Source organism: Chloracidobacterium sp., from assembly GCA_016716305.1.
Lineage (GTDB): Bacteria > Acidobacteriota > Blastocatellia > Pyrinomonadales > Pyrinomonadaceae > OLB17.
On record JADJWP010000002.1, the window covers coordinates 1,093,817 to 1,118,402 of the forward strand.

The following is a 24,586-nucleotide window of genomic DNA, read 5'->3' on the forward strand; positions in this document are numbered from 1 at the left end:
CCTTTTTTGTTCACACAGTCTTAACTTCACTGTGATGCAGATTTCCGCTCGGGCCGACAAACTTGCACATTCATGCACGTTTACATATCGATGGCGATCTCCTCAGAATGAAACCCGAGACCACAATTCGTACAGCGGTTCAGAACAAACATCTCACATCAAAAGAGGGAATGCTGCAGCGACTCTTCGCCGCATGGTTCGACGCCTTCGTCTATAACCAGATCTGGGAGGATCCGCGAGTCGATATTGAAGCACTTCGGATCGATGAAGATTCTAGGATACTAACGATCTCGTCAGGCGGCTGTAACGCGCTGAATTACCTGCTTGAATCGCCTGAGCATGTTACTGCCGTCGATCTTAATCAAAATCACATATATCTGCTCAACCTAAAGATCGCGGCTTGTAGATTCATGCCTGGATACTCGGAGTATTTCGAATTCTTTGGTACGGGTAAAGGACCAGACACTCAAGCCAATTACATCAAATACATCGCGAACAACCTGGATCGCAGAACTCGAAGTTTTTGGGAATCGAACACACTTGGGGGAAGCATTCTTTTTGGTGACAGGATCAGCTTCTTTCGAAATGACGGTCTTTACGAACATTCGAGAAACGGTTATTTTCTCAGGTTTTTTCATCGACTTGCCCGGCTGCTTGGATGTCGTCCGGAAGCCGTTCTCGAGGCCCGAAACCTCGACGAACAACAGCAGCTCTTTGCCGAACACATCGATCCTTTCTTCGACAGCCTTATCATCAGAACCGTTGGCAAATTGCCAGTCACGATGTTTGGACTCGGAATACCGCCGCAGCAGTATGAAGAGCTGAAAAAAGATCTGTCCGAGAACGGCAGTGTTATCGACATCTATCGCGAACGAGCAAAGCGGCTCGCCTGCGATTTTCCGATCACTGAGAACTACTTCGCATGGCAGGCGTTCGGAAGGATCTACGACACAGAAAAAAGACAGGCAATACCGGAATATTTGAAAGAAGCGAATTTCGAAGTGCTGCGGTCAAATATTGGTCGGCTGACATCCAAGGTTGGCAGCGCAACTGACGAGATCGTCAATAGTCCCCTTGGGACATTCAATCGGTTTGTTCTGCTCGACGCCCAGGATTGGATGAATTCCGAACAAGTGGCCGAACTGTGGGCCGCCATCGCTGAAAGATCGAAACCAGGTGCACGGGTCATTTTTCGAACGGCCGGTTCCGCCTCACCAGTCGAATCCTCGCTGCCCAATGAACTGCGTAGTAGATTCCAATACGACGGAGAAACTTCGGCTAGACTTTTCAAGAGCGACCGAGCGTCGATCTATGGCGGCTTTCATTTATACGAATTTCTGGCCTGAAGGTTAATTCAAATGGACGATGCCTTCAAAACGATGGATCGGATGTATCGGCTTCAACGGTACTTCTACGACGCGACCCGCAAATACTATTTGCTTGGTAGAGACCGGCTTCTGGACGAGATGGAAATAAATCCGGACGAGAGCGTTCTCGAGGTTGGCTGCGGAACGGCAAGAAATCTGATCATACTAGCAAAGAGATATCCGTCGGCATCATTTTATGGTCTCGATGCTTCAGCAGCGATGCTCCAAACGGCGCGATCGAAGATCGCTGCATCCCGGGTACCCACAATCACGCTCCGAACTGCTCTCGCTGATGATTTCGAACATCAAAAAACGTTCGCCTTGAATGAGCCGTTTGGTAAGATATTTTTTTCGTACTCGATCTCAATGATCCCCTCGTGGCGGAACGCGATCGAAAACTCCCTGCGCAACCTCCCTTCAGGCGGTCGACTTTACATAGTAGATTTCTACGACTTTGAGGGCCTTCCGCGTCTCTTTCAGAAACTCCTCAAATGGTGGCTGATAAAATTTAACGTGCAATTCTGGGAAGATCTGATGCCTTTTCTCGATTCGCTCGAAACCGACGGGCGCTTTGGTGTCTCGATAAGACCTCTTTTCAACCGCAACTCGTTCATAGCGTCCATACAGGTTCGCTAGCCCTGCATTCCGTCCTGTCCATTCATAATTGGCCTTCGCTAATCTCCATTTTTTTGGAAAAGACATCAAATTATTGTTACAAATTCGTGAATGAGCCTATTTAACTTATTTATGTGCAACAGTTAAGTATTGGTACGACTTTTGCTAATTTGTCCAGCAAGTTACGCTAATTCATTGTTTACGTTGTTCTGATCTTTCAAACAATGAAAGCGGCTTTTGTTTAGACGATTCAAATGGAGGGCAAAATGAGAAGACTTTTCAGAATTGTACCGATCTCGATCCTGTTGGTCGGCCTCGTAACACTTAGCTTCGGCCAAACATCGACAGGAACGATCTCGGGAACCGTTAGTGATCAAGCCGGAGCTGTGGTGGCTGGTGCCACAGTCAGCATCAAAAACGCTGAAACTGGATTTGCTCGCACCGCAACCTCTGGTTCGGACGGCCGATTCAGCTTTACGAATATCCCAACAGGTCCGTACGAGCTGACGGTCGAAGCCGGCAATTTCGCGAAATTGGTTCAAACCGGCATCCAACTTGTTGTAAATCAGAATGCTGTCGTTAACCCTAGCCTGAAACCGGGTGGAGTTGAAGAGGTCGTAACGGTCACCGAAAACGCTTCACTTCTTAACACCACAACAGCTGAGGTCGCGACTCGCTTTGACGAACGGCGTTTGTCCGAGCTGCCGATCGCACCGAATCGCAGCGTTTTTAACGTGCTTCTTTCGGTTCCGGGCGTCAGTCAACTCGGAAGCGGTCAGACCGGCTTTGCTAACGGCATCAGCTTTTCTTCGAATGGTGGCCGGCTTCGATCTAACAGCTTTTTGATCGACGGACAGGACACCAACGACCCGAGCGTCGCCGGCGGGCAAGTTGCCTTGAACAATCCTGATGCGATTCAGGAAGTTCGTATTGTTACCAACCAGTTCCTCCCCGAATATGGACGAAATTCGGGCTCAGTAGTCAATTTCATCGGAAAATCCGGCACCAACGATTTCCGGGGCTCCGCGTTCTGGTTTCATAACAACCAGACGCTAAATTCGTGCAGCAATCTCGACAAAGCAGCCGGTTTTTGTAATCCAAATGCGACCGACCCCGCGCGCACAAGCCCGCCCAGGCGAAACGAGAATCAACTTGGTTTCACGGTCGGTGGCCCGGTGATGTTCCCGTGGCCAGGTGGCGGTGACGACCCGTTCTTCTGGAGCGGGAGAGACCGAACCTTCTTTTTCGTTGACTATCAGCGTTGGACGGATCGGGCTCTCGGCTCAGGTTTCACATTGAGCGGGGCTCCCACAGAAGCTGGCCGCCAGATCCTCTCGAGTGTTGCGGGCAGCCGTCCGCAAGTGCAGGCTTTGCTTAATTTCGTTCCCGCGGGTACGCCGAACGGAACGAATGCAACATTTACTCTCGGCGGAAATACATATCTTGTCCCGCTTGGCAACCTGACCGGTTCATCGTCATTTACATTTGATGACGACCAGGGATCATTCCGCATCGATCACAGATTCAACGATAAGAATTTGATCTATGGCCGATATCGATATGATTATCAGTCGACCGCCGGTACAGGTCAGGTAACCCCTCCCGGACTTACAACCATCAACGATACCAAGACGAAAGCGGCGAACCTGGTCTGGAACTCGATCCTTAACAGCCGGACATCCAACGAAGCAAGGATCGCGTGGTCGCGTTTCGACTCGATCACGGGTGCAGAAGATCCAAGTTCGGAATCCATTCCTTCGCTTGAGATCCCAGGTCTGGGATTGAATGGGTTCAACGCCGCGGCAAACCGAACTGCGATCGGACTGGCGGTGAACCTCCCGCAATTTCGTATCAACGATACGTATCAGATAACCGATGCTCTTACATATATGACGGGGAATCACACGTTCAAATTTGGCGTGGACCTCCGACGTTCGGACGTCAAGAGCTTTTTCTTCCCGACGGTCCGCGGTCGACTAGTTTACAGTTCACCCGTAGGACAGCCGGTCAACATTCAGAACTTCATCGATGATATAGCTCAAACCGCGACGATCAACCTTCCGCTTGCGGGCGGCGATACGATCGGATTTTACCGTTGGTATGAGTACTATTTCTTCGCGCAGGACGAATGGAAGGTGGCACCGAATTTCACCCTCACCTATGGAATTCGATATGAATATCCGGGCGATTCATTCAGTTATCTGAAGGATCTGAATGAGAGAATCCTTGCCGCAAACGGGGGCAATTCGGCATTTCGCCTTAATCCGGTGCCTGAAACCGATACCGACAACTGGATGCCGCGCATCGGGTTCAACTGGAATCCGCGAACAAGCGGTAAAGGCATAATGGGCTTTATCACCGGCGGCGATAAGCTTGTTATTCGCGGCGGTTATGCCCGTTCGTATGACGCCAGTTTCATCAACATCAATTTGAACGTTGCGAGTTCGTTCCCATTTGTAGCGGCTCAAAACGTGAACACGGTCGGAGCCTTCGTCAACCTTCGGAATACGACAGTACCAAATGTCGGGCAGCCAAATACGCTTGTGCGTACGGTAGTGTCCGATGATTTTCGTGCTCCGGCTTCCGATCAGTTTTCGCTTGAGTTTCAACGAGAATTGACCCGTGATACCGTCTTCAAGATCGGGTACGTGAGAACGCGCGGTACTGGTTTATTCCAGACCGTCGACGGCAATCCCTGCCGGCCGGGTCTTATTTGCCGAACAGTTGGTGCCAACCCCAACTTTGGCAATCGAGTCAATCCTAACCTCGAAACGATCCGACTGAGGACCAACTCGGGAAGTTCGACCTACGATGCAATGCAGGTCAGTTTGGACAAGCGCTTAAGCAACAACTTCAGTGCCGGTGTCCACTACACCTGGAGTACTTTCATCGATGACGGTTCTGAGATCTTCAATCCGTCTTCGGCTGAGGTCGCTGTTGCGCAGGATTCGTTCAACCGACGTGCCGATCGTGGCCGCTCGAGCTATGACCGCCCGCATCGCTTTACGGGCAACTTTGTCTACGAGCTGCCTTTCTATCGTTCACAAGACGGTTTTGTAGGAAAGGTATTGGGCGGATGGCAGGTAAATTCGCTCTTCACGTTCCAGAGCGGTGCTCCTTTTACCGTATTTCTCGGCTCAGATCCGGCATGTGCGGTTTGCGGTATTGACGGCCTCGTGGGCAACCCGATCCGGCCGAATTTGAACACCACGCTCGATCTTTCGAGAATGTCGGTCAAAGAGATCCGTGCGGCCGGCGGTGCATCGCTCTTCAGTGCTTTGGCGGCAGGTCAACGTGTAGGTAATGCAGGAAGGAACATTCTTCGCGCCGACGGCATAAAGAATGTCGATTTTGGCATTATCAAGAATACACGGATCACCGAGAGCGTACGCGTACAGATCCGTGCGGATATGTTCAATGCGTTCAACCTGCGTAATTACGGCATCCCGAATGCGACCATTACAGCCGGTGCCAACTTCCTCAATGAGGGAGCCACCAACGGCGGTAACCGTCGAATTCAGTTGGGCGCACGTCTCGTGTTCTAAGCTGAACGTTGCGGTAATTTCATGGGGCTGTCGTCGGGCAGCCCCTTTTTATTTTTCTTCTGCTGGTTTTGCCGTGATCTCATTGTTTGGCAGCGGCTGCATCAAGTCTTTCAGCTCGGCTGCGGGCGTCTCGGGATCGAGCCATTTCTCGTAATCCTGTTTGTGAAGTATTACGGGCATTCGGCCCTTTGCGTGAATCGGTCGTACGACATCGTTGGCTTCGGTGGTCAATATAACGCCGCAATTGCGGGTTTCGCCTTTGATCTCACATTCGCGCGATATGCCTGCGAACGCAAAGAGCGGCTCATCCATTTCGAACTCGTACTTTTCTTTTCGTTTATCGGGCAGATCCTTCCATTCATAGAAGCCGGTCGCGGGTATCAGCACGCGGCCGTGAATGAATGCATTCTTGAACATGGGTACGAAATGGACGGTCTCGCTTTTGGCGTTGATCACCTTTCGCATCACACCTTTGTAATCGCGATCTTCGATGGTCCAGAATATACTCTCAGCCTTGCGGTTACGATCGACAGCAAGAATGTTCGTGCCCGGAAATATCTCGTTGCTCGGCGTGAAGTCGAATTTTCCGTCGATCAGGTCAAAGTGTTTCTGCACGTCCTCGTGGCGTGCACTTAATTTGTATCGTCCGCACATACGCTTAATGAAAATCGTGTGATCTTATTTGACTCATAAAAGCATTTATCGGCTCGAAATACAACGCTTTTATCATGCCGCCTTCTTCGGCGGTTCCCTTGATCAGCAAAAATGAACTGTGAGTGATGACGCGGCGAAAGCGTTCGAAGACGTCCGGCATCACGATGAAATTCGAGTGCCCGGTTTCGTCTTCCATTGTGATGAAAACAACACTGTTTCCGGTACTCGGCCGCTGGCGAACGATCACAGATCCCGCAACTGTCACCACATCCTTCTTTCGCAGGCTGTGGGTCTCGATCGCCTCGATCACTCCGAGCTTCTTAAGCTCATCTCTCAAAAAAGCCATCGGGTGCTTGCCGATCGTTATTGCCATCGACCGAAGATCCGATTCCATCGCCTGCCATTCGGACATCGGCTTTATGAACTTTGTGTCCTTGCAGCCTTGAGAAAAAGCTTTATCGTCGCTGCCGTTACCGGTGCCGATAATTTCGCGCTCGGCATTAAACAAATCGCCGTTCGGTTGTATCGCAAGTTCCGATCGCCAAAGCGCCTCGCGGCGATGAACCTGCCTTTCAAAATTCAAGGCACCGGCGAGCGACAATGCACGTATCTCTCTTTTGTTTATCAGCGGTACACGGCGGACGATGTCTTCGACCGAAGCATAAGGGATGAATGGTGAATGGTCTTCTTCGGAGAATTCCGAATGCCGAATTCCGCATTCCGAATGTCGCATTCTGCCTTCGACTATCGCCTCGGCAACCTCCTTCCTCAGGCCTTTTACATATTTCAGACCTAACCGCACCTCGCCGTCCTCGATCGTGAATAGATAGTCTGACCGGTTCACATCGACATGTCGGAAATGCAGCCCGTGCCGCTGTGCGTCTTTTATCAGTGTCGCCGGGACGTAGAACCCGAGCGGATAATTATTTAGCATCGCGGTGGTGAATTCGGCAAGGTAATAGACCTTCAAATACGCCGAGGCATAGGCCAGCAATGCAAAGCTCGCGGCATGCGATTCTGGAAACCCGTAATTCGCAAATGCTGTTATGTTGTTCACTATGCGGTCCTGTAATTCGGGCTCGATGCCGTTTCGGGTCATTCCATCGCGAAGATTTGTTTCGATCTTCGCCAGCCGCTTATCCGCACGCTTAAAGCCCATCGCACGCCGCAATTCCTCGGCCTGTCCGCCGGTGAAACCAGCCATTATCATCGACATTCTGAGAAGTTGTTCTTGAAAGAGCGGTACGCCGAGCGTCCGCCTAAGGGTATCCTCAAGCCACGGATGAATGTGGTCGATCTCTTCTAAGCCCTGCCGCCGGCGGATGTAATGGCTGAGCATCTTGCCGACGATCGGGCCGGGGCGGATGATCGCCACCTGCACGACCACGTCGTAGAAAGTCTGCGGCCGCGACTTAGGCAGAAAGTTGATCTGGGCGCGGCTCTCGACCTGGAACATCCCAATTGTGTCGCCTTTCTGCAGCGTCTCAAAGACCAAATTATCGTCCTTCGGTATCTTTGCCAGATCGACCACTTCACCGCGATGCTCTTCGATCAGCAGCAGCGTGTCGCGAAGCACGGCCATCATACCGAGCCCGAGCAGATCGACCTTTACGATACCGAGCCGTTCGCAATCGTCCTTGTCCCACTGGATTATCGAACGGCCTTCCATAGATGCCGGTTCGATCGGAACTACGCTGTCCAATCCTTCCGGCAGCATCACCATCCCGCCGGAGTGCTGGCCAAGATGCCGCGGAAAATCGAGTATCCGTGTGTAAAGCTCAACGAATTTGCGAGTGCGAAAATCATTCTTTAGGTCAAAACCATTTTCCTTGAAACGCTCGATCATCTCGCCGAATTCCGCCACCCCGTAATGTGAGATCGACTTCGAAAGCGGGCCGAGCATCTCCTCGGGAAAGCCGAATGTCTTGCCAACTTCCCGCACGGCCGACCGGCTTCGGTAGGTGATCACATTTGCCGTCATCGCGGCACCGCGTCGACCGTATTTTTCGTAAACGTGCTGAATGACGAGTTCGCGATCGTCACCCGATGGCAGGTCGATGTCGATATCGGGATATTCACCGCGTTCTTCCGACAAAAACCGTTCGAACAATAGTTCGCCTTCGATCGGATCGACCGCAGTTATCCCGAGCGAATAACAGACCACCGAGTTCGCCGCTGAGCCCCGCCCCTGCGACAATATCCGACGCGAGTGGCAAAAATTCGAAATATCCCAAACGAGAAGAAAATACCCGGCAAGTTTTAGCTTGGCGATCAGTTTGAGTTCGTGATCGAGTTTCGCCTGCACCTTGGGTGTAAGCGAACCGTAACGGTTTATCGCACCCTTTTCCGTCAGCTTTCTGAGCAATGAATCCATCGTCTCACCCGGCGGGACCTGGAAATCGGGGAAGGTGTAGCCGACGTCGTCCATCGAGAAAGAGATGCGGTCAGCGATCTCGTGTGTGCGGGCAACCGCCCCGGGAAACTCTTCAAAAAGCCGCAGCATCTGCTCCTTGGATTTCAGATGCCGCTCGGCATTCTGCGACAAGATCTTTCCGGCCTCATAGATCGGCGTGTGGTTCTTGATGCAGGTAAAGACATCAAAAAGTTCACGGTCGGCTTTCTCCGCGTAATATGCACCGTTGCTTGCAAACATCGGCAAATGCAGTTTATGGGCGAGCCCGACGAGCTGCTGGTTCATATTCTCTTCGCTCCGCAGATAATGGCGCTGCAGTTCAACATAGAGCCTTTTCTCAAAAACGTAATTGAGCCATGCCAGATCGCGCGTTCCCTCGCCGCGTCGGATGCTCCGATGCATAAAGCCATCCTCCCCGCCTGTGATGCAGATAAGGCCTCTCGAATGCTCCTCAATGTCTTTCGGCGTAGCGAAATGCTCACCCTTCGGCGAGCGTAGTTTAATGGTCGTTATCAGCCTGCAAAGATTTCTATAGCCCGCCAGATCGATAGGCAGAAGCGGCAGAAAACTGCCGTCGTCCATCGTGATCTCAGCACCGATCATCGGCTTTATGCCCGCACCTCTCGCCTCGAAATGAAATCTCGCCGCGCCCGAGACCGTATCGCGGTCGAGTAACGCAACGCCGGGAATATCAAGCCCCACCGCCCGCTCGATAAGAGCCTCAGGCATCGAACCCGATGCAAGAAAACTAAATGCCGAACGCGCGTGCATCTCGTAAAACATCAGTCGTATCCTCCCGTCACGAACCAGCCTTCCTGCGTCCGGGCAAGACGGTAGATGCGTCGGCCGTCGAGCTCGACATCCCACTCCATCTGCTGCCAAAACCGCTTGGTCCACCATTGTGAAGACCCGAGCCAAGCACCGCCGTACTCTGTCACATGCCCGACAAAATACTGCGTGCTGACATATACCAACCGGCCATCCGCCGTTCTGATGTCAGCCGGAAGCGGCGGGTGGAAATAATTCAACGCAAGCACGGGATACTGATCTTCTATCTCTTGCCTCTCGTTTCCCGCCGGCAATTTCGTGTGGTCCAACTCGAACGCCTCGGGGAGCCGCTGATCGATCAATGCGGGTACGCCGACGTTCTCTGCGCCGACGATCTTTTTGATCTTGTCCACCGTCAGCAGAAGACTTTCCGGCTCAGGCCGTGTCGCCGCAAAAAGTCCGCGCTCGATCGCCCTCGGCCGTGCGAAATGACAAACGAGCCGCATCGCCTTGATCGCGGCCTCGGGTGGATCATTGCCGATCCGCAGGTTCGCCAATTTCAGCCAAAACGCCTTGTCACGCGTTGGGAACGAAAGCTTGATGCTGTATTCGGCCGTCGTTCTGTTATCCAGCATTAAATTGATATCCATCTGTTCAGAGCTGCATCCGATGCCGCTCGCTTCGGCCAGGACCTTGCTTATTCCGTGGCCGAGAATGAAGATGAGCTGCTCGAAATCCTCGACCGGAAAATCGAGATCGTAGTCCCACGCGACGCGGTTCTCTGTCAGGTTCGGGGTCAGAATGTGCGTGCCGTTCCGGTTTATCAGGTCGAGCGTCCGGCGAAAGTCCGGCCCATAGCGTGCGATCAATTCATCTTCGGGAACAGACTTCAGGTCAGCGGTCGTTTCCATCCCGAGTGCGGTAAAAACACTCAGTGTGTCCTCGCTCAACCCGATCGCGGCGAGCGGAAGCGGCTGATCCGCATCTTCCTCGATAACGGTAATACCATCTTTCACGCGGGCGTAAAGCAAAGCGGTACTTGCATTTGCGGCTATAGCAAGAGAGCCTGTTATGCCCCGCAGCTTCATCTCACAGGCAATGCTTTGTGCGATGCGGCCCGGCGGCCCGATGCGGTTCTCAAGTCCGCTGACATCAAACAAAACACCGCCGTCGATCGCCTCGATACGATAGGCAAACTGTTCGGCAAAGGCGGTCAGCGGCGGGTGGTGAGCGGTGAGCGGCGAGTCGGGACCTTCCTTATCGCCGCACTCCTTTTTGTCTTTGCGAGAAACCTCCTCGCCCGAATTCCGTATTCCGCAATCCGTACTCGGAGTTTGAATGATGCATGCATAAAGCCTACTCATCTGCATACTCCGCCTCGATCTTCCTGAATTCCGGCCTGACGATAAAAGGCTTCCGCGTATTCATATTCACCTGCAATTCTCCGAGCAGCTTGAATCGGCCCATTCCCTTCCACACTACCTGATAAGTATCGAAATAAAATGCCTGGTCCGCCGCCGAACTCACTAGCGAACGATTACCCGTCACGACCAACATCGTCTGACTGTCGCGAATCTTAGTGCGAAAGCGATACCAATAGGTCTTCGGGATAAGGTTCAGTTCCTTGTGCGGAATGCCGCCTAAATTTAACCAGACCATCCCAAACCCTTTTGCCTGCAGTACGTAATCTGCCGCGGTCAGAGCGTGTTCGACGCCGCCGCCGCATCGTACCCAAAGCAGATTCTCAAGTACCACGCCGTTGGCCGCCGCCGAATACGGATCAAGCGCGTCATTAAGATCGATTGCCGCACAAACCTCGCCTCGCTGCGTCAGCCACGAGAGGATATTGAGCGTCAGGCTCGTCTTTCCAGCAGTATGCTCACCTGTAAACTCAGTAATGCCGCCCCGCAAGAGCCTGAGCCCGCCGGCTTCGATATAAGAGCGCCCGACCTTTTGCTCTTCGTGTAGATGTGATAATTTTTTGACTACACGTAAGACAGCCATGTGATCTCAAAGCGGTCATTGACCGCTCGCCGGATTTTGCGTATCTGCAATTATATCTCATAGATGAAACATAGGTAAAGTATTTCCCCCTATAATGGACAAATAAATCCTCCAGCAATTTGTCACTGAACCGTCCTACTACCGATGATCGTTACAGCGATGCCGCCCAGGATCAACACAGAAGCGATTCCCAAGCGGAGATCTGCGCTCTCGGACAAAAACAAGACCCCACCTAAAGCCGCGATCAAAGGGACCGCAAGCTGAAGGACGGCAGCGCGCGTCGAGCTATGGTATTTCAACGCAGCGTACCAGGCCGTATACCCAAGACCTGATGCAACAGCTCCGGAAAGAACGGCCATAACAATGCCGCGCGACGAAAGACGCAATTGCGAAAGGAATGGAATCGCAGCGATCAACGCGAACGGCACTGACCGAACAAAATTCCCCGCAGTATCGGCAAGGGCGTCATCACTTTTCTTTCCACGCAAGGAATAAAAACCCCAGGCGATGCCTGACACTCCCATCAACAATGAACCCACCAACGGCGGAGCGGAAAGCCCAGGAAACACAAGATAAACAAGCCCGCCAACCGCAATGACCAAACCCAACCACTCAAGCCCACCCGGCAATTCACCCTTGACGATCGCAGACCCGATCATCGTCATCTGAACACATCCAAAAAGTATCAGTGCCCCGGCTCCGGTCGTCAGACCGAGATATGCAAATGAAAAACAGATGGCATAAATGAACAGAAACAAAGACGAGGCCCAATTTCCGGTTTTCACAGGGCATTTCGTCTTCCCTGTCAGAAAAAAGATCGCGGCGAGAACGATCGCACCCGAAACGAGCCTGACAGCAGTAAATCCGGAGGCATCAGCTTCGGCCGAACCAAGCGCCGCCCGACACAGGATCGAATTGAAGGCAAATGCGAAAAGAGCGAAGGATGTAAGAAAGATCGGACGCATATTATCGTTGAAAAATAGCACGTGTAGATCCGTTCAGAAAAATTTCACAATTTTCTTAACGATATCTCAAGACTTCTCGGATGCCGGATAACTAGAGTGGTGTCGGTGCCGATATTCAAAGTTCGGTATCCGACGAATGAATAACAATAGGAGCATTTATGTTAGACACTACATTCAATCAACAGAAAGCCGAGGCGTTTTCGCAAGGACTCGTCGAAATCCTGAACAAGAGCGCCGTCGCTCTTGCGATGAGCATAGGCAACCGGCTCGGGCTCTTCGAAACAATGGCCAAACTCCCGGCGTCGACTGCCGAACAGATCGCCGGAACCGCGGGCCTTAACGAGAGGTACGTGCGGGAATGGCTCGGGACTATGGTGACAGGCCGTGTCGTAAACTACTTTCCGGAATCGAAAACATACCAACTGCCGGCAGAGCATGCTGCCTTCTTGACGAACGAGGGCGAGTTCAATTTCGCTTCGACAATGGAGTTCATTCCCGTTCTCGGGAACGTCGAAGACAAGCTGATCGATTGCTTTAGAAACGGTGGCGGGGTTCCATACACCGAGTACCCACGCTTCCATGAGGTAATGGCCGCCGAAAGCGATCAAACAACGGTCGCCGCTCTTGATTCACACATCATTCCCCTTGTGCCGGGCCTGCACGAAAAACTTGAAGCCGGTATCAAGGTCTTGGATGTCGGATGCGGAAGCGGGCGAGCGATGATCGAACTCGCCAAACGATATCCGAACAGCTTGTTTGCCGGATATGACTTCTCAAAAGAATCCATCTTGCGTGCAAGATCCGAAGCGAGAAAGGCAGATGTCGGCAACGTCCGATTTGAGGTCCGCGATGCCGCGAATATAGGCGAATCCGCTGCATACGATCTGATCACATCATTTGATTCGATCCATGATCAGGCAGATCCGGCGGGAATGCTTGCGAGTATTTCGAAAGCGCTTCGATCCGACGGCGTCTATTTGGTCCAGGATATCAGGGGTTCGTGCCACATCGAGAAGAACCTCGAACATCCGCTCGGACCGTTCGTTTACACTATTTCATTGACGCACTGCATGACGGTATCACTCGCATACGGCGGTGCGGGGCTGGGGGCGATGTGGGGCGAAGAAACCGCGATCGAGATGATGACGAAAGCGGGTTTCACCAGCATCACGAAAAACTATCTCGAACACGACTTTATGAACACATACTACGTTGCGACGAAATAGGTCGCACGGCCACGGATCTTGCTGATCCAATGGAACGACCGTTTTTTCTGTCTTCGGATCGTGTCTTATCAGCTGATTCGTGGCCGATCACGTCATTTCGTGAATCCGGCCTTCAAAGCAGCACCGCTGACCCTGATCAGGGTAATGTTAGGCGGGCCTTCCCAACCTCGGTGCTCTTCGACTATCAACACTGCGATCCGGTCTTCAAAAGGACTCTTCAATAGCCCAGCGATCTCGGCATTACGAAATCCGCTGATCTGTCCCTTTCTATATGATTCGCGGCTAATGACCTTTGAGCCGCGGCGTATTGATTCCAATTTGACCGTAACATTGCCGATTACCTCAAGGTCATTGTCGGTCTTGATACGAACATCGATCTTTGGTGTCAATTGGTCATCCTCAAACTCTAAAACGGGAAAAATCAAACGAGAATCACTGATCGGCCTGATACCATACTTCGCAAGCTTCGCGGAATATTGTTTCTGCTTCTTTGGCCAAAATGTGGCCAGGTTCTCGGCCTCGGGCTTTTCGAGCGACTCGCTTGAATAACGTTCGGACCAGAGTATTTTGTCAGTCACGAGGTCTTGGATCACGATCTCGGCGAAATAACATCCGCACGCTTCGTCGGGGGGTTCGACAAGATACGCGAATTTTCCGTCGCGTGACCATCCGATCGGGTAAAACGATGCCGTCAGGAACGTGGTGCTCGTCGGTTCTTTGTTCGGATCGGGCTCGCCAAAACCGTTCAGAGTGAGACGCTCGGGCTTTGCGAATAGCCTCGTCTCCGTTGTTTGCGTAATTGCCTGATCACACAGCAGCAAAACAAGTGTGAGGGTCAGCAGTGACCCAAATGTAAACCAACATTTCCGCATAATTTCTCCACCAACCTAGACGATCATTCAGGAGCTTCTTGCGTTCTTTTTTCGGGCCGCATATGCGGGAACAGGATCACATCGCGGATCGAATGCTTATTGGTCAAAAGCATCACGAGCCTATCGATGCCGATGCCGATGCCCGCGGCGGGCGGCATTCCGTAGCTGAGTGCCCGGATATAGTCTTCGTCCAAGACCATCGCTTCCTCGTCGCCGCGTTCGCGTTCCGACATTTGATCGACAAAACGGTCGTACTGCTCCTTCGGATCGTTTAATTCACTGAATCCGTTCGCCACTTCCATTCCGTTGATGAAAAGCTCGAACCGCTCCGCGATCTGCGGATTCTCGGGCGAAGCCTTTGAGAGCGGCGAGATGGACTTCGGGTAATCAATGATGAAAGTTGGGCGAATTATAATCTCTTCACCGTTTTTTGCTACTCCTACTACCCTTTCGATGTGATCATCAAAAATAGTCAAGATTGCTTCAAGATAGGCGCCTTCACCTTGCACCGGAGGCGTGATATCTGGAGAAAGGTCAGTTAGCTTTGAAGTAATGCTCTCAAACGCATCTTCCTCTGAAATTTCAACGGTTCCTTCATCTTCGCTATGATGTACAACTTCGTTCATTAAATTGCCGAACGATGAAAGCCAATTCAACTGCTGCAAGAGTGCCTTTGCGTTGTTCTCGGACTGCAACCAACTAATAGGATCGTCGCCAAATTGCTTAGCGAGCCAGTTGGAGACCTTTCCGCCCAGCGATGGTCGAACATGTCGAAAATACCAATCGACTATGAAAGGCAAGCCGCGATAAATGGCGGTCTCCATCTTGATTCGGTCAAAAGATGAAAAATCAATAGTCACCCAAAATTTGCTTCGACTCCCCAAAACACGAGGATCGACATTCAGGTTTTCCAAGCTCAGCCCGCCCGTTGCTTTCATGACTGATTGGCGGAGCAACTCCTCACAGAAGTCCATCATCCCGTTCACGTCCATGTAGGCACAGTAGAATTCGAGCATTGTGAATTCGGGGTTGTGCTTGTACGAAATGCCCTCGTTGCGGAAGTTGCGGTTCAGTTCATACACCTTCTCAAAGCCGCCCACAACAAGCCGTTTGAGATAAAGTTCAGGAGCAATGCGGGCGTATAGGTCGATGTCGAGCGCATTGTGGTGGGTTTTGAACGGCTTTGCGGCGGCTCCCGTTGCTTTTGGCGTAAGCATTGGGGTCTCGACCTCGACATAACCATGATCCTCCAGATACCGGCGCAAAGACGAGATGGTCTTTGCGCGGGTTTCAAAAACCTCGCGCGTCGTTAGTCCTTCGCGCTCGACTTGCAGGCTCGATGCGATCAGGTCCGCGTATCGCTGCCGCTGGCGGATCTCAGGATCGGCAATGCCGTGCATTTTGTCCGGCATCGGCAGCATTGCCTTTGAAAGGAACTGCAGTTTTTCGACATGAACCGAAAGCTCGCCGGTATTCGTGACAAAAAGAAATCCTTCGACACCGACAAAATCTCCGTGATCGAGAAGACTGAAGACCTCCCATGCACGTCCGTCTTCTTCGATCACTTCACCCGTGTCGTTATTGATTGCGACGGCGTCCTGTTTGCGGACGTATATTTGTAACCTCGATATCCCGTCAGAGAGGTGTACGAACGCGGCCTTACCCATCACCCGAGGCGGTACGGCCAGACGCCCCGCAATACGAACATTTCCGAGAGCCCTCAGTTGTACATTGAGAGCGTCTTTCTGCTCCGACGGCGGGCGTTCGCCCTCGCTAAGCTTCGCAACAACTGTCGCCATTTCTTTGATCGCCGCAGCGACCGGCCCATGTTTCAGAATGCTCGAGATCGTATCTTCAGAGCCTGATAGGTACGAGCGGTCAAAACGGTTCGGATATGTATTGCCGACAAGTTCGCGAAGTTTCGCGAGATGCTCCTTTCGCGCCTCCGTTTGGTCATTCGGTTCGATGATTTCGTGAAATTGCGGAATCTGCATAAATTTTTGTCAATCGTTAGAACCTTCGATTAAATCAGACAAACTACACCGAACGCAAAGGAAAACTATCCAGGGCCGCACAGGGAGCAGCGTCACCTTCGCCAAAGCTCTTGTATGTGGCATTATATAAGTTCCGCAAAAGGTCTCGATCTAGCCCGTGAAATCGCGATCTTTGCGGATAGGTGCGTTTATGAAGCCTTTCCGTCGAATGCCTGGCCTGATCGAGAGGATCGCAGCCGAGATCGATTCCGGTCGCCGTTCTGTAACGCTGTCGGGTCTGTCTTCGGTGGCGTCAAAGGCCTATATCCTCACCCAGCTTCGCTCACTCACCGGAAAACGTTTTGTTGTTTTGACCGAGTCGAACATTTCCGCGGATCTTTGGACCACCGATCTTCGCTTCTTCGGCGAATTAGCGGAAAATCTGCCAGCCATAGTCGAATTGCCGGGATTTGAGACCGAGGTGTATTCGGGTGTCTCACCACACGCTGAAACGCTCGAACGTCGTGCATTGGCGCTTTGGCAATTGTCGCACGGCACGCCTGATTTTCTTATTCTGCCTCCGCGGGCATTGTTGGCACGAACCGTTTCGCCGCGTGAGATCGGGAAGATCGGCCCGCGGATCGATCGAGACGACGATATTTCGCCCGAGTCGCTGATTGTGTCATTGGAAGCCGCGGGTTACGTTCGCGAGGATCCGATCTATAACGTCGGTCAGTTTTCGGTGAGGGGTGGAATCGTCGACGTTTGGTCCCCGCAAGACGCAATGCCTTCGAGGATCGAGTTTTTTGGCGATACGGTCGATTCGATCCGTTCCTTTGATCCGGAAACACAGTTGTCAACCGAACAAATACGTTCGCTGAGCATCGCCCCGATGCGCGAATTTGCGGTTTCCCCAAACGACCTCAGGGACTGGGCGGATTTAGCACGCGAGCATTTCGCCGACCCGCGGTTTGAACGAGCGCTAAGGGATCGGACTGATTTTGCGGACGAAGGTGAATCGTTCCTGGGCTGGGAATTCCTACTGCCTTTATCCCGTCCGCTTGGATCAACCGTTCTCGACTATTTCAACGATGTCGTGTTGATCGTAGACGAACCGGCGATGATCGAGCGGGAATTTCAAAAACTTTACGACGACATCTCGACACAATATGCGGCCCTGATGGATGCCGGAGGTATCGGACTCGAACCAGATCGGCTGTTTCTGAAGCAAGAAGAGTTGAGGGCTCGCTTGGACACGGTGAGCCGAGTAGAACTTAGAGCTTTGGGGAAAACTGCCGCAGTAACTGACGAAGAGTTTGCCGCTGCTGAATTTACGATGTCGTCAGACTTAAGCATCGGCCAACGAGCTCGCGATCCGCTTTTCTTATTTCCATCGGTCGAAAATAGCGGGGAGATCGTCGTCTCGTCCCGAGCAACCCGCAAGTTTCATGGCAATTTCGCTGATTTTGCGGCTCATGTAAAGTCGCAGAAGATGAGCGATCGGGTCATTTATGCGATGGTGACAAAAGGTATGGCTGAAAGGATCGACGAGATCCTTCGCGATTACGCAGTCGTTGCCGAAACCGGAACGATCGTAATCGGCCATCTTTCGGGCGGATTCGAAATGCCCGAGCAAGCGCTGATCATCTACACTGAAAGCGACATCTTTGGTGAAACGTCCGAAGTTCCGGCACCCACGCCGACGGCCACGATCCGCAAACCGCGGCTCGGTGCCTTCATCTCGGACTTTCGTGACCTGAAAATCGGAGATTATGTTGTTCACGTTGACCACGGTCTTGGCAGATTCGAAGGTCTCAAGACCATCTCGTCGCATGGAACCGAACGCGAGTTCATGCTGCTCGTCTATGCGGACGATGCAAAGCTCTTTGTTCCGGTCGAACGTCTGGATCTCGTCTCGCGGTATTCATCGGGCGAGGCGACATCGCCCGCTCTCGATAGACTTGGGAGCATTGGATGGCAAAAGACCAAGGCAAAGGCCAAACGCGCGATGCGCGATATGGCCGATGAGCTTCTGAAACTCTATGCTGAACGGAAGCTCGTTCAGGGTTACGCATTCTCGCCCGATGCACCATGGCAACACGAGTTCGAAGACGCATTTCCTTTCGAACTTACGGTTGACCAGGCCTCGGCGATCGTTGACATAAAAGCCGATATGGAAACGCCGCGACCGATGGACAGGCTGATCATTGGTGACGTTGGATACGGAAAGACCGAGGTAGCGATGCGGGCCGCTTTCAAAGCGGTAATGGACGGGAAACAGGTCGCTGTGTTGACCCCGACAACGATTCTTGCGTATCAGCATTTTGAGTCCTTCCGCCGTCGTTTCGCGGCCTTTCCGGCTAAGATCGAACTGCTGTCACGTTTCCGAAGCTCGAATGAACAAAAAGCGGTCGTCAAAGCCGCTGAGACTGGCGATGTCGACGTAATCATCGGGACACATCGGGTTCTTTCCAATGATGTTAAGCTGCCGAAACTCGGGCTTGTTGTCGTTGACGAGGAACAGCGATTCGGCGTCGCCCACAAGGAAAAGCTTAAGCAGTTGAAAAAGAAGGTCGACGTTTTGACCCTCTCGGCAACCCCTATCCCGCGGACACTGAACATGTCACTCTTGGGCATGCGCGACATGTCCGTGATCGAAACCCCGCCACGCGACCGCCTCGCGATCAATACGCAGGTCGTGCAGTTTTCGGAGGGCGTGATCCGGACAGCGATCGATCTCGAACTCGCTCGGAACGGCCAGGTCTTTTTCATTCATAACCGGGTCGAAACGATCGAGTCGATTGCTGCCTTGCTGCAAAAGATCGTCCCCAATGCCCGGATCGCCATCGGTCACGGGCAAATGAACGAAAAGGAGATGGAGCAGATCATGCTCGATTTCATCGACTACAAATATGACATACTGGTTGCGACGACAATTATCGAAAACGGAATAGATATTCCGCGTGCGAATACGATCATCATCAATCGAGCAGATAACTATGGCCTTTCGCAGCTATATCAGCTTCGTGGCCGTGTCGGGCGTTCGAACCGTCGTGCATACGCGTACATGCTCATTCCGAGCGAACTTGAACTTACGCCGATAGCGAGACGGCGATTGAGTGCGATCCGCGAATTCTCCGATCTCGGGGCCGGATTCAGGATCGCAGCTCTCGACCTCGAACTCCGGGGCGCTGGAAACCTGCTCGGCGGACAGCAATCGGGGCATCTCGACGCTCTAGGGTTCGACCTTTACACGAAAATGCTCGAACGGACGATCGCCGAGATTCGCGGTGACGATGTTGCCGACGACAGCAGTGTCTCCATAAATCTTGGTATGGACGTTTCGATCCCGAAAGACTACATCGCCGAAGCAAGCCAAAGACTGCGAACATATAAGCGGATATCGTCTGCTGAGGATGAAGCAGCAATACATCAGATCCACGCCGAGATCGAAGATCGTTTTGGCAAGATCCCGGAATCGGTCGATAATCTTTTCGCTTACGGCCGATTGCGTCGGCGAGCCGAACTAATGCGTATTGTTTCGATCGACCGTGCGGGTAACGAGATCGCAATAAAAATGAGCGAATTAGCGAAAGTTCGACCCGATGCCATTATGGGATTGGTCTCAGAAACGGAGGGCGTGACGTTTTCCCCGAGTGGTATTCTCCGAGTTCCACTCGGATCCGCAAACCCGATCATTGCGGCACAGGACATTCTGGATTCGATCGCGGTGAGTTGATCATTGCTCGGTGCAATCGTCGCCAGGATTAAAATCGCACACGAAAAGGATCGGAGCATATTCGCGGGTCTGTTTTCTGACGTTCTGCCAAACCAGCGAACCGGAGTATTTTTCTCGAGTCCAACCGAGTTTCTTGCGGTTCTTCCAGACATACTCATAGGCGGCCTTTTCGTCTTCGCCCCATAGATGTTTGGATTCGTGAAGCAGAATCGCCGCCCGTTCGACATTGTCCGACGGATACTCAAAGAAATCAGGATAGAGCGTTACGATACCGAAAGGAAAATTCGTAGCAGCATAGGCGTTTTCTTTCTCAACCGAGGCATTTAGCCAGTTGTCATTTCTGCGAAACCGGGCAAGATGTTTGAGCAAAACAACGTCTTCGGAAAAGCCGCGTTCCTCGAGATGCGCTATCGCCGCTTCGGTCGCCTCACGTTCGACGGGCAACAGACCGTCTGATGAAATGATCAGCGAAAGATAAAATCCGATAAGGAGCGCTGCACACACGACCACAACAGAAGCGATACGCCGGAACAATTTCCCGAAGATCATTTTTCGAGATCGAATAGGAGCCATAGAATACATTTTGTGCAGCGGAGTTTAGATCGATCGACTTCTGCATCCCGGACAATGATGTCGTTCCCACGGGGCGAATTTTCGCAAAGAAACTGGTATTATTTAAGTTTGATCCGGTGTTAACCTTTGCGGACGCATTTTTTTCTGCTTGAATAAACGCGAAGCAGGATGTGTGCATCCAAGTGACGCATCATCATTGTAACAAAACGAGAATATTTCGGAGTCTTTGAATGAAACCTAATTTGTTGAGCCTTTTTGCTGTCTTCTTGGTACTTTTTTGCGCGGCGTCGGTCTTTGGCCAGGAAACCGAAGAACGGGTCGTTGACGAGGTTGTCGCGCAGGTGAATGAGGGCGTTATCACGTTGTCGCGTATCAAACGTGAGATGAAAGCGATAATTGCGGCTGAGGTTGAACAAGGTAAATCACGCGAGGAAGCCGAAAAGCGTGTGAACGAACGCCAAGGCGAATTGATCGCAAATCTAATCAATGAAGAACTTCTCGTCCAAAAAGCGAAAGAATTGGGCCTTGAACGCGAGATCGAGGGAAATGTTAATCAGCGCTTTCTTCAGATCATGCAGCAATACAATATGAAGACGCTTGATGCGCTCTATACCGAAATGCGTCGAACCGGCGTAGAGCCGGATGAGATCCGCGAGTTGTGGCGTAAACAGGCGACCCGTGAGATCGTTTTGCAGCAAGAGGTTCAGCGAAAAGTTTACTGGGAGGCCACCAGCAAGGATCTAAAGGATTATTTCGAAAAGAACAAAGCTAAGTTCACCAAGCCTGAAACGGTAACACTCAGCGAGATATTTCTTAGTTTTGCCGGCAATACCGAGGCGGCCGTTAGGGAAAAGGCCGCTCGGATCGTCAAGGAACTTCGTGCAGGAGCGGACTTTAACAAGATGGTCGCCGAGAATTCTGACCGTGAGGGTGCGGCGAAGACAAACGGAAAGGTCGACACCTTCAAGGTCAGCGACCTGGAGGAGAAATTCGCAACCGCGATAAAGGACGTGAAAGCCGGTGGAATTACAGAACCTATCGAGATCGATCAGATCGGATTGACGATCTTGCGTGTGGATGAACGGACCGCGGCGAGCAGCGAGTCGCAGTTTGATGAGAGCGCGGTCCGATTGGCGATACTGAGTGAAAAAGCTCCCGAGGCCGGCAAAAAGTTCATGTCCTCGCTGCGAGAAGATTCTTATATCAAGATCAATGATACATATCGGCCGCTCGTCGCCCCGATCCTATTTTCTGAGGAGCGAAAAGAAAAGGCTGCTAATTAGCAAGTTCATAGGAAAATTGATGACGACGCAGAAAGGCAAGGAGCCTGATTGTGTCGTCATTTTTATGCAGACCATTGATACCAATGCGACTTGACCTATTTCTCAAAATCAGTCGCCTCATTCCGCGACGCTCGCTTGCACAGAGATTCTGCGATTCGGGTCAGATATTTGTGAACGGAATGGTCGCAAGATCTGCAAAAAATGTAAAGGCAGGTGATTTGATCGAGATCCGAGCGCGCGAGGAAATTAGGGTTTATCGCATAGAATCGGTCCCGATCTCAAAGCAGATTTCAAAGGGTGACGCTGCAAACATTACCTTGCTGATTTCTCAGATTCGAAAAGAACAGATCCTATCTCCCTAAGATCTCCTTTATGGCAGACTGATATATCTCGACCCGGCGCTTTGCCCGTTTTATCTCCGGATGTTCGTCTTTATACGTCTTTGAAAGCTCCCAAAGTGCCGCCTCGAGCGAGACCTTCTTGATGAGTAGCTTGCCGAGGGCGAGGGTCAGTTTACCTGCCTCAACAGGTTTGACCGCCAAAAGTCGTTCCGCTTCGCCATTTACGAGCGAGAGTTCGTACTTAAGTTCGGAGACTTTTGGAAAGTCATCTGTATAGTCGATCAATAACGCCTCCAGCTCTGACTCTATCTCGGTCTTTCTGAGAACAACCTCAGCAAAGGCCGGCGTTGAACGCACAGGATTTCCGTCGGGAGTGATGGTCGGCCGTATCTTATTAGGAGACGTCTGGCCAAAAGAAACGCCGCTCAGGAATAGACAGGCAGCGGTCAAAACTGTTAGACGTGCTACTGTGTTTCTCATCTATCCGGCGCGGACCGCAAAGGTAGCATCTTCGATCGGTTGATTGACGGCGAATTCCGTCAGGACATAGTTCCATACTATCTCTGTCGTACCATTCGCACCTGTGACCAGATATTGCAACGAATAGGCATGGGGCATCACCAGGCCTTTCACGTTCCTGAAATCTGCAAAATTCTCAACAATCTTGAAGCGCGTCTCACTTTGTCTGGCGGATTCATCTATAGTTCGCCCGATCGATGCCGACGATGTTCTCGTGTATTCGGTGCGAACGTGGCGAAATGTTTCTTTATCAAAGAAAAGCGTGATATCCAGATCGCCTCCGCCTCTGGGAGAATATCCGAGAGCGTAGACTTCGCGTCCATCGATCTTCTTGGTGCCCTGGCTGCTGAGCTTTGGCCTTCGCGATTCTGTCTTCATAATCGCCCAGTTCGTCGACAGTACTCCGCCGAACAATCCGTTCGAGACCAAAGCCCCGTTTGAAATAATGAAGTTCCCGAGAGTTGAACGATTTCCCGGGCGCACGAAATCGACGGACGTCTTGTTTCCGTCAAAAACGATCCGCTCCGACGGATAGTCTGCGGCGTTCAGGCTGTACCCGATAAAACTGCGATCACCGGCCGAGGCAAGCACGACCCGTCCGCTGGCACTGGGATTCTTCTGTGTAACGTAATTGACCGTGACCTCGCCAACCGCGATGAATGTCTTGAATGCCGCACGAACGTCTATTGGTGCGATCGAATCGAGATTCTTCGCAACGATCTCCTCTGGTTTTAGTTTCTGAGCATGAGCCGCTCCAGCAATTATTGCGACCGCCAAAATGGTCAACAAGGCTCGTTTGCACATATGGCTCTCTCCTTCCAAAAGACGTTATGGTCTCCGAAAAATCGAATTCCAGATCTAATTATCCGGCCGTGTTAAATGAATTCGGGTCGAGGTCCTGATTAAAGAAAAACTCAAAGTACTCGGATTTGAACTCGTACTCCCGCACACCGCGTATATCTTCAAGCCTCAAATACATTTTGTGAGAATGAGGCAGATTGATATCGTTCACCTTTTTAAAATTCGAGAAATCTTCAGTAAGCGTCTGTCTGACCTCACGCTGCTGTGACGAGCGGTCCGCGGCGTCTGCACCGCTCCCCGACCCGCCGACACGCTGTCCTTGCTGAACAGCGATAGTCGCACGATACTCGGTCCTTATGTGTTGAAAAGTTTTTGAGTCAAAATATAGTTTGATGTTCAAGTCAGAACCGCGCCGTGGGGTGTAATCGAGGACGACCGCTTCGCGTCCTTCAACGCTTTTCGTCCCGTCATACTTCAGCTTTGGTTTTTTGAGATCAAGATTTGCAAGGGTCCACGAACGGGCAAGCGTGCCGCCGAGCAATCCTTCTTTTACGATATCGTCAAAACGGAAAAGGTAATCGCCAAGATATGACCGTGCGTTGCCCGAAGCAAATGCCACCTTCAATTTCTTTCCGTCGTAAACGATCGTCTCGCCCGGATAGTTGGGAATGCGAAACGCCATTCCTATTAACGAGCGTTCTGCATCAGATGCCATCACTATTTGACCATCACCGCCGGTGCCCGCCTGCCGAAGAGCGGTAAACGAAACATTACCGCGAGCAACGAGGTTCTTTAGGCCGGTTCTCTTGTCAATCGCTGCGATAGAATCGAGGTGCTTTGCCACCAACTCTTCGGCGGTCATTTTTTGAGACGCGACGCTGATCGACGCAAGGGCTAAGAAAACTAGACAACCGGCGATTGAAAAGGA

General features: G+C 51.8%; 18 protein-coding genes. 7 read left to right on the forward strand and 11 right to left on the reverse strand.

Translation table 11 applies throughout. The features are described 5' to 3' along the window. The first annotated feature begins 107 nt into the window (after positions 1-107). The 3 genes from IPM28_06895 to IPM28_06905 all read left to right on the forward strand — a co-directional run bounded on the left by IPM28_06895 (position 108) and on the right by IPM28_06905 (position 5,527). Positions 108-1,346 carry a BtaA family protein gene (locus tag IPM28_06895; GenBank protein ID MBK9172720.1) on the forward strand — a complete coding sequence of 413 codons (1,239 nt, stop codon included), beginning with the start codon at positions 108-110 and terminating at the stop codon, positions 1,344-1,346. Positions 1,347-1,358: 12 nt separating this feature from the next. Then, positions 1,359-2,003, forward strand: a complete 645-nt coding sequence (locus IPM28_06900; GenBank protein MBK9172721.1) for a class I SAM-dependent methyltransferase — start codon at positions 1,359-1,361, stop codon at positions 2,001-2,003. A gap of 245 nt (positions 2,004-2,248) precedes the next feature. Continuing rightward, positions 2,249-5,527, forward strand: a complete 3,279-nt coding sequence (locus tag IPM28_06905) for a TonB-dependent receptor (GenBank protein MBK9172722.1) — start codon at positions 2,249-2,251, stop codon at positions 5,525-5,527. Between the two features lie 48 nt (positions 5,528-5,575). Here the strand turns inward: IPM28_06905 and IPM28_06910 are convergent, their stop codons facing one another. The 5 genes from IPM28_06910 to IPM28_06930 all read right to left on the reverse strand — a co-directional run bounded on the left by IPM28_06910 (position 5,576) and on the right by IPM28_06930 (position 12,331). Next, entirely contained in the window at positions 5,576-6,181 is a 606-nt protein-coding gene (locus IPM28_06910; GenBank protein MBK9172723.1) for an SOS response-associated peptidase, read from the reverse strand. Between the two features lie 4 nt (positions 6,182-6,185). Next, positions 6,186-9,386 carry an error-prone DNA polymerase gene (locus IPM28_06915; GenBank protein MBK9172724.1) on the reverse strand — a complete coding sequence of 1,067 codons (3,201 nt, stop codon included), beginning with the start codon at positions 9,384-9,386 and terminating at the stop codon, positions 6,186-6,188. After that, complete coding sequence (locus tag IPM28_06920; protein ID MBK9172725.1) at positions 9,377-10,726, reverse strand: hypothetical protein; 1,350 nt, start codon at positions 10,724-10,726, stop codon at positions 9,377-9,379. The genes IPM28_06915 and IPM28_06920 overlap by 10 nt, the downstream gene beginning before the upstream one ends. Further along, on the reverse strand, positions 10,719-11,366 hold the full coding sequence (locus IPM28_06925) for a hypothetical protein (GenBank protein MBK9172726.1): 648 nt from the start codon (positions 11,364-11,366) through the stop codon (positions 10,719-10,721). Before IPM28_06925 ends, IPM28_06920 begins: the two co-directional genes overlap by 8 nt. 122 nt (positions 11,367-11,488) lie before the next feature. Continuing rightward, complete coding sequence (locus tag IPM28_06930; protein ID MBK9172727.1) at positions 11,489-12,331, reverse strand: DMT family transporter; 843 nt, start codon at positions 12,329-12,331, stop codon at positions 11,489-11,491. A 158-nt stretch (positions 12,332-12,489) separates the two neighbouring features. On the opposite strand from IPM28_06930, the gene IPM28_06935 reads away from it, so the two are divergent. After that, positions 12,490-13,557: a class I SAM-dependent methyltransferase gene (locus IPM28_06935; protein MBK9172728.1), complete on the forward strand. Its 1,068-nt coding sequence runs from the start codon at positions 12,490-12,492 to the stop codon at positions 13,555-13,557. Between the two features lie 92 nt (positions 13,558-13,649). Here IPM28_06935 and IPM28_06940 read toward each other — a convergent pair whose 3' ends face one another. Together IPM28_06940 and IPM28_06945 are read right to left on the reverse strand one after the other, a co-directional pair. Next, the gene (locus IPM28_06940; GenBank protein ID MBK9172729.1) at positions 13,650-14,429 is read right to left on the reverse strand and encodes a hypothetical protein; all 780 of its coding nucleotides are present in this window, start codon (positions 14,427-14,429) and stop codon (positions 13,650-13,652) included. Positions 14,430-14,452: 23 nt separating this feature from the next. Next, a complete protein-coding gene (locus tag IPM28_06945) occupies positions 14,453-16,423 on the reverse strand; it encodes a lysine--tRNA ligase (GenBank protein MBK9172730.1) in 1,971 nt (656 codons plus the stop codon). Positions 16,424-16,613: 190 nt separating this feature from the next. Here IPM28_06945 and mfd point away from each other — a divergent pair, with 190 nt between their 5' ends. Continuing rightward, entirely contained in the window at positions 16,614-20,141 is a 3,528-nt protein-coding gene (mfd, locus tag IPM28_06950) for a transcription-repair coupling factor (protein ID MBK9172731.1), read from the forward strand. Here mfd and IPM28_06955 read toward each other — a convergent pair whose 3' ends face one another. Continuing rightward, on the reverse strand, positions 20,142-20,690 hold the full coding sequence (locus IPM28_06955; GenBank protein ID MBK9172732.1) for a hypothetical protein: 549 nt from the start codon (positions 20,688-20,690) through the stop codon (positions 20,142-20,144). Between the two features lie 254 nt (positions 20,691-20,944). On the opposite strand from IPM28_06955, the gene IPM28_06960 reads away from it, so the two are divergent. Both IPM28_06960 and IPM28_06965 read left to right on the forward strand, forming a co-directional pair. After that, the gene (locus tag IPM28_06960) at positions 20,945-21,997 is read left to right on the forward strand and encodes a peptidyl-prolyl cis-trans isomerase (protein MBK9172733.1); all 1,053 of its coding nucleotides are present in this window, start codon (positions 20,945-20,947) and stop codon (positions 21,995-21,997) included. 83 nt (positions 21,998-22,080) lie between these two features. Next, a complete protein-coding gene (locus tag IPM28_06965; protein MBK9172734.1) occupies positions 22,081-22,359 on the forward strand; it encodes an RNA-binding S4 domain-containing protein in 279 nt (92 codons plus the stop codon). Here IPM28_06965 and IPM28_06970 read toward each other — a convergent pair. From IPM28_06970 to IPM28_06980, 3 genes are read right to left on the reverse strand one after another with little or no spacing between them, the layout of a single operon-like run. Further along, positions 22,348-22,818, reverse strand: coding sequence for a hypothetical protein (locus IPM28_06970; protein ID MBK9172735.1), 471 nt, complete (start codon positions 22,816-22,818; stop codon positions 22,348-22,350). The genes IPM28_06965 and IPM28_06970 overlap by 12 nt on opposite strands. Continuing rightward, positions 22,819-23,661 carry a hypothetical protein gene (locus tag IPM28_06975; protein MBK9172736.1) on the reverse strand — a complete coding sequence of 281 codons (843 nt, stop codon included), beginning with the start codon at positions 23,659-23,661 and terminating at the stop codon, positions 22,819-22,821. 58 nt (positions 23,662-23,719) lie between these two features. Continuing rightward, positions 23,720-24,520, reverse strand: a complete 801-nt coding sequence (locus IPM28_06980) for a hypothetical protein (GenBank protein MBK9172737.1) — start codon at positions 24,518-24,520, stop codon at positions 23,720-23,722. Positions 24,521-24,586 lie beyond the last annotated feature (66 nt).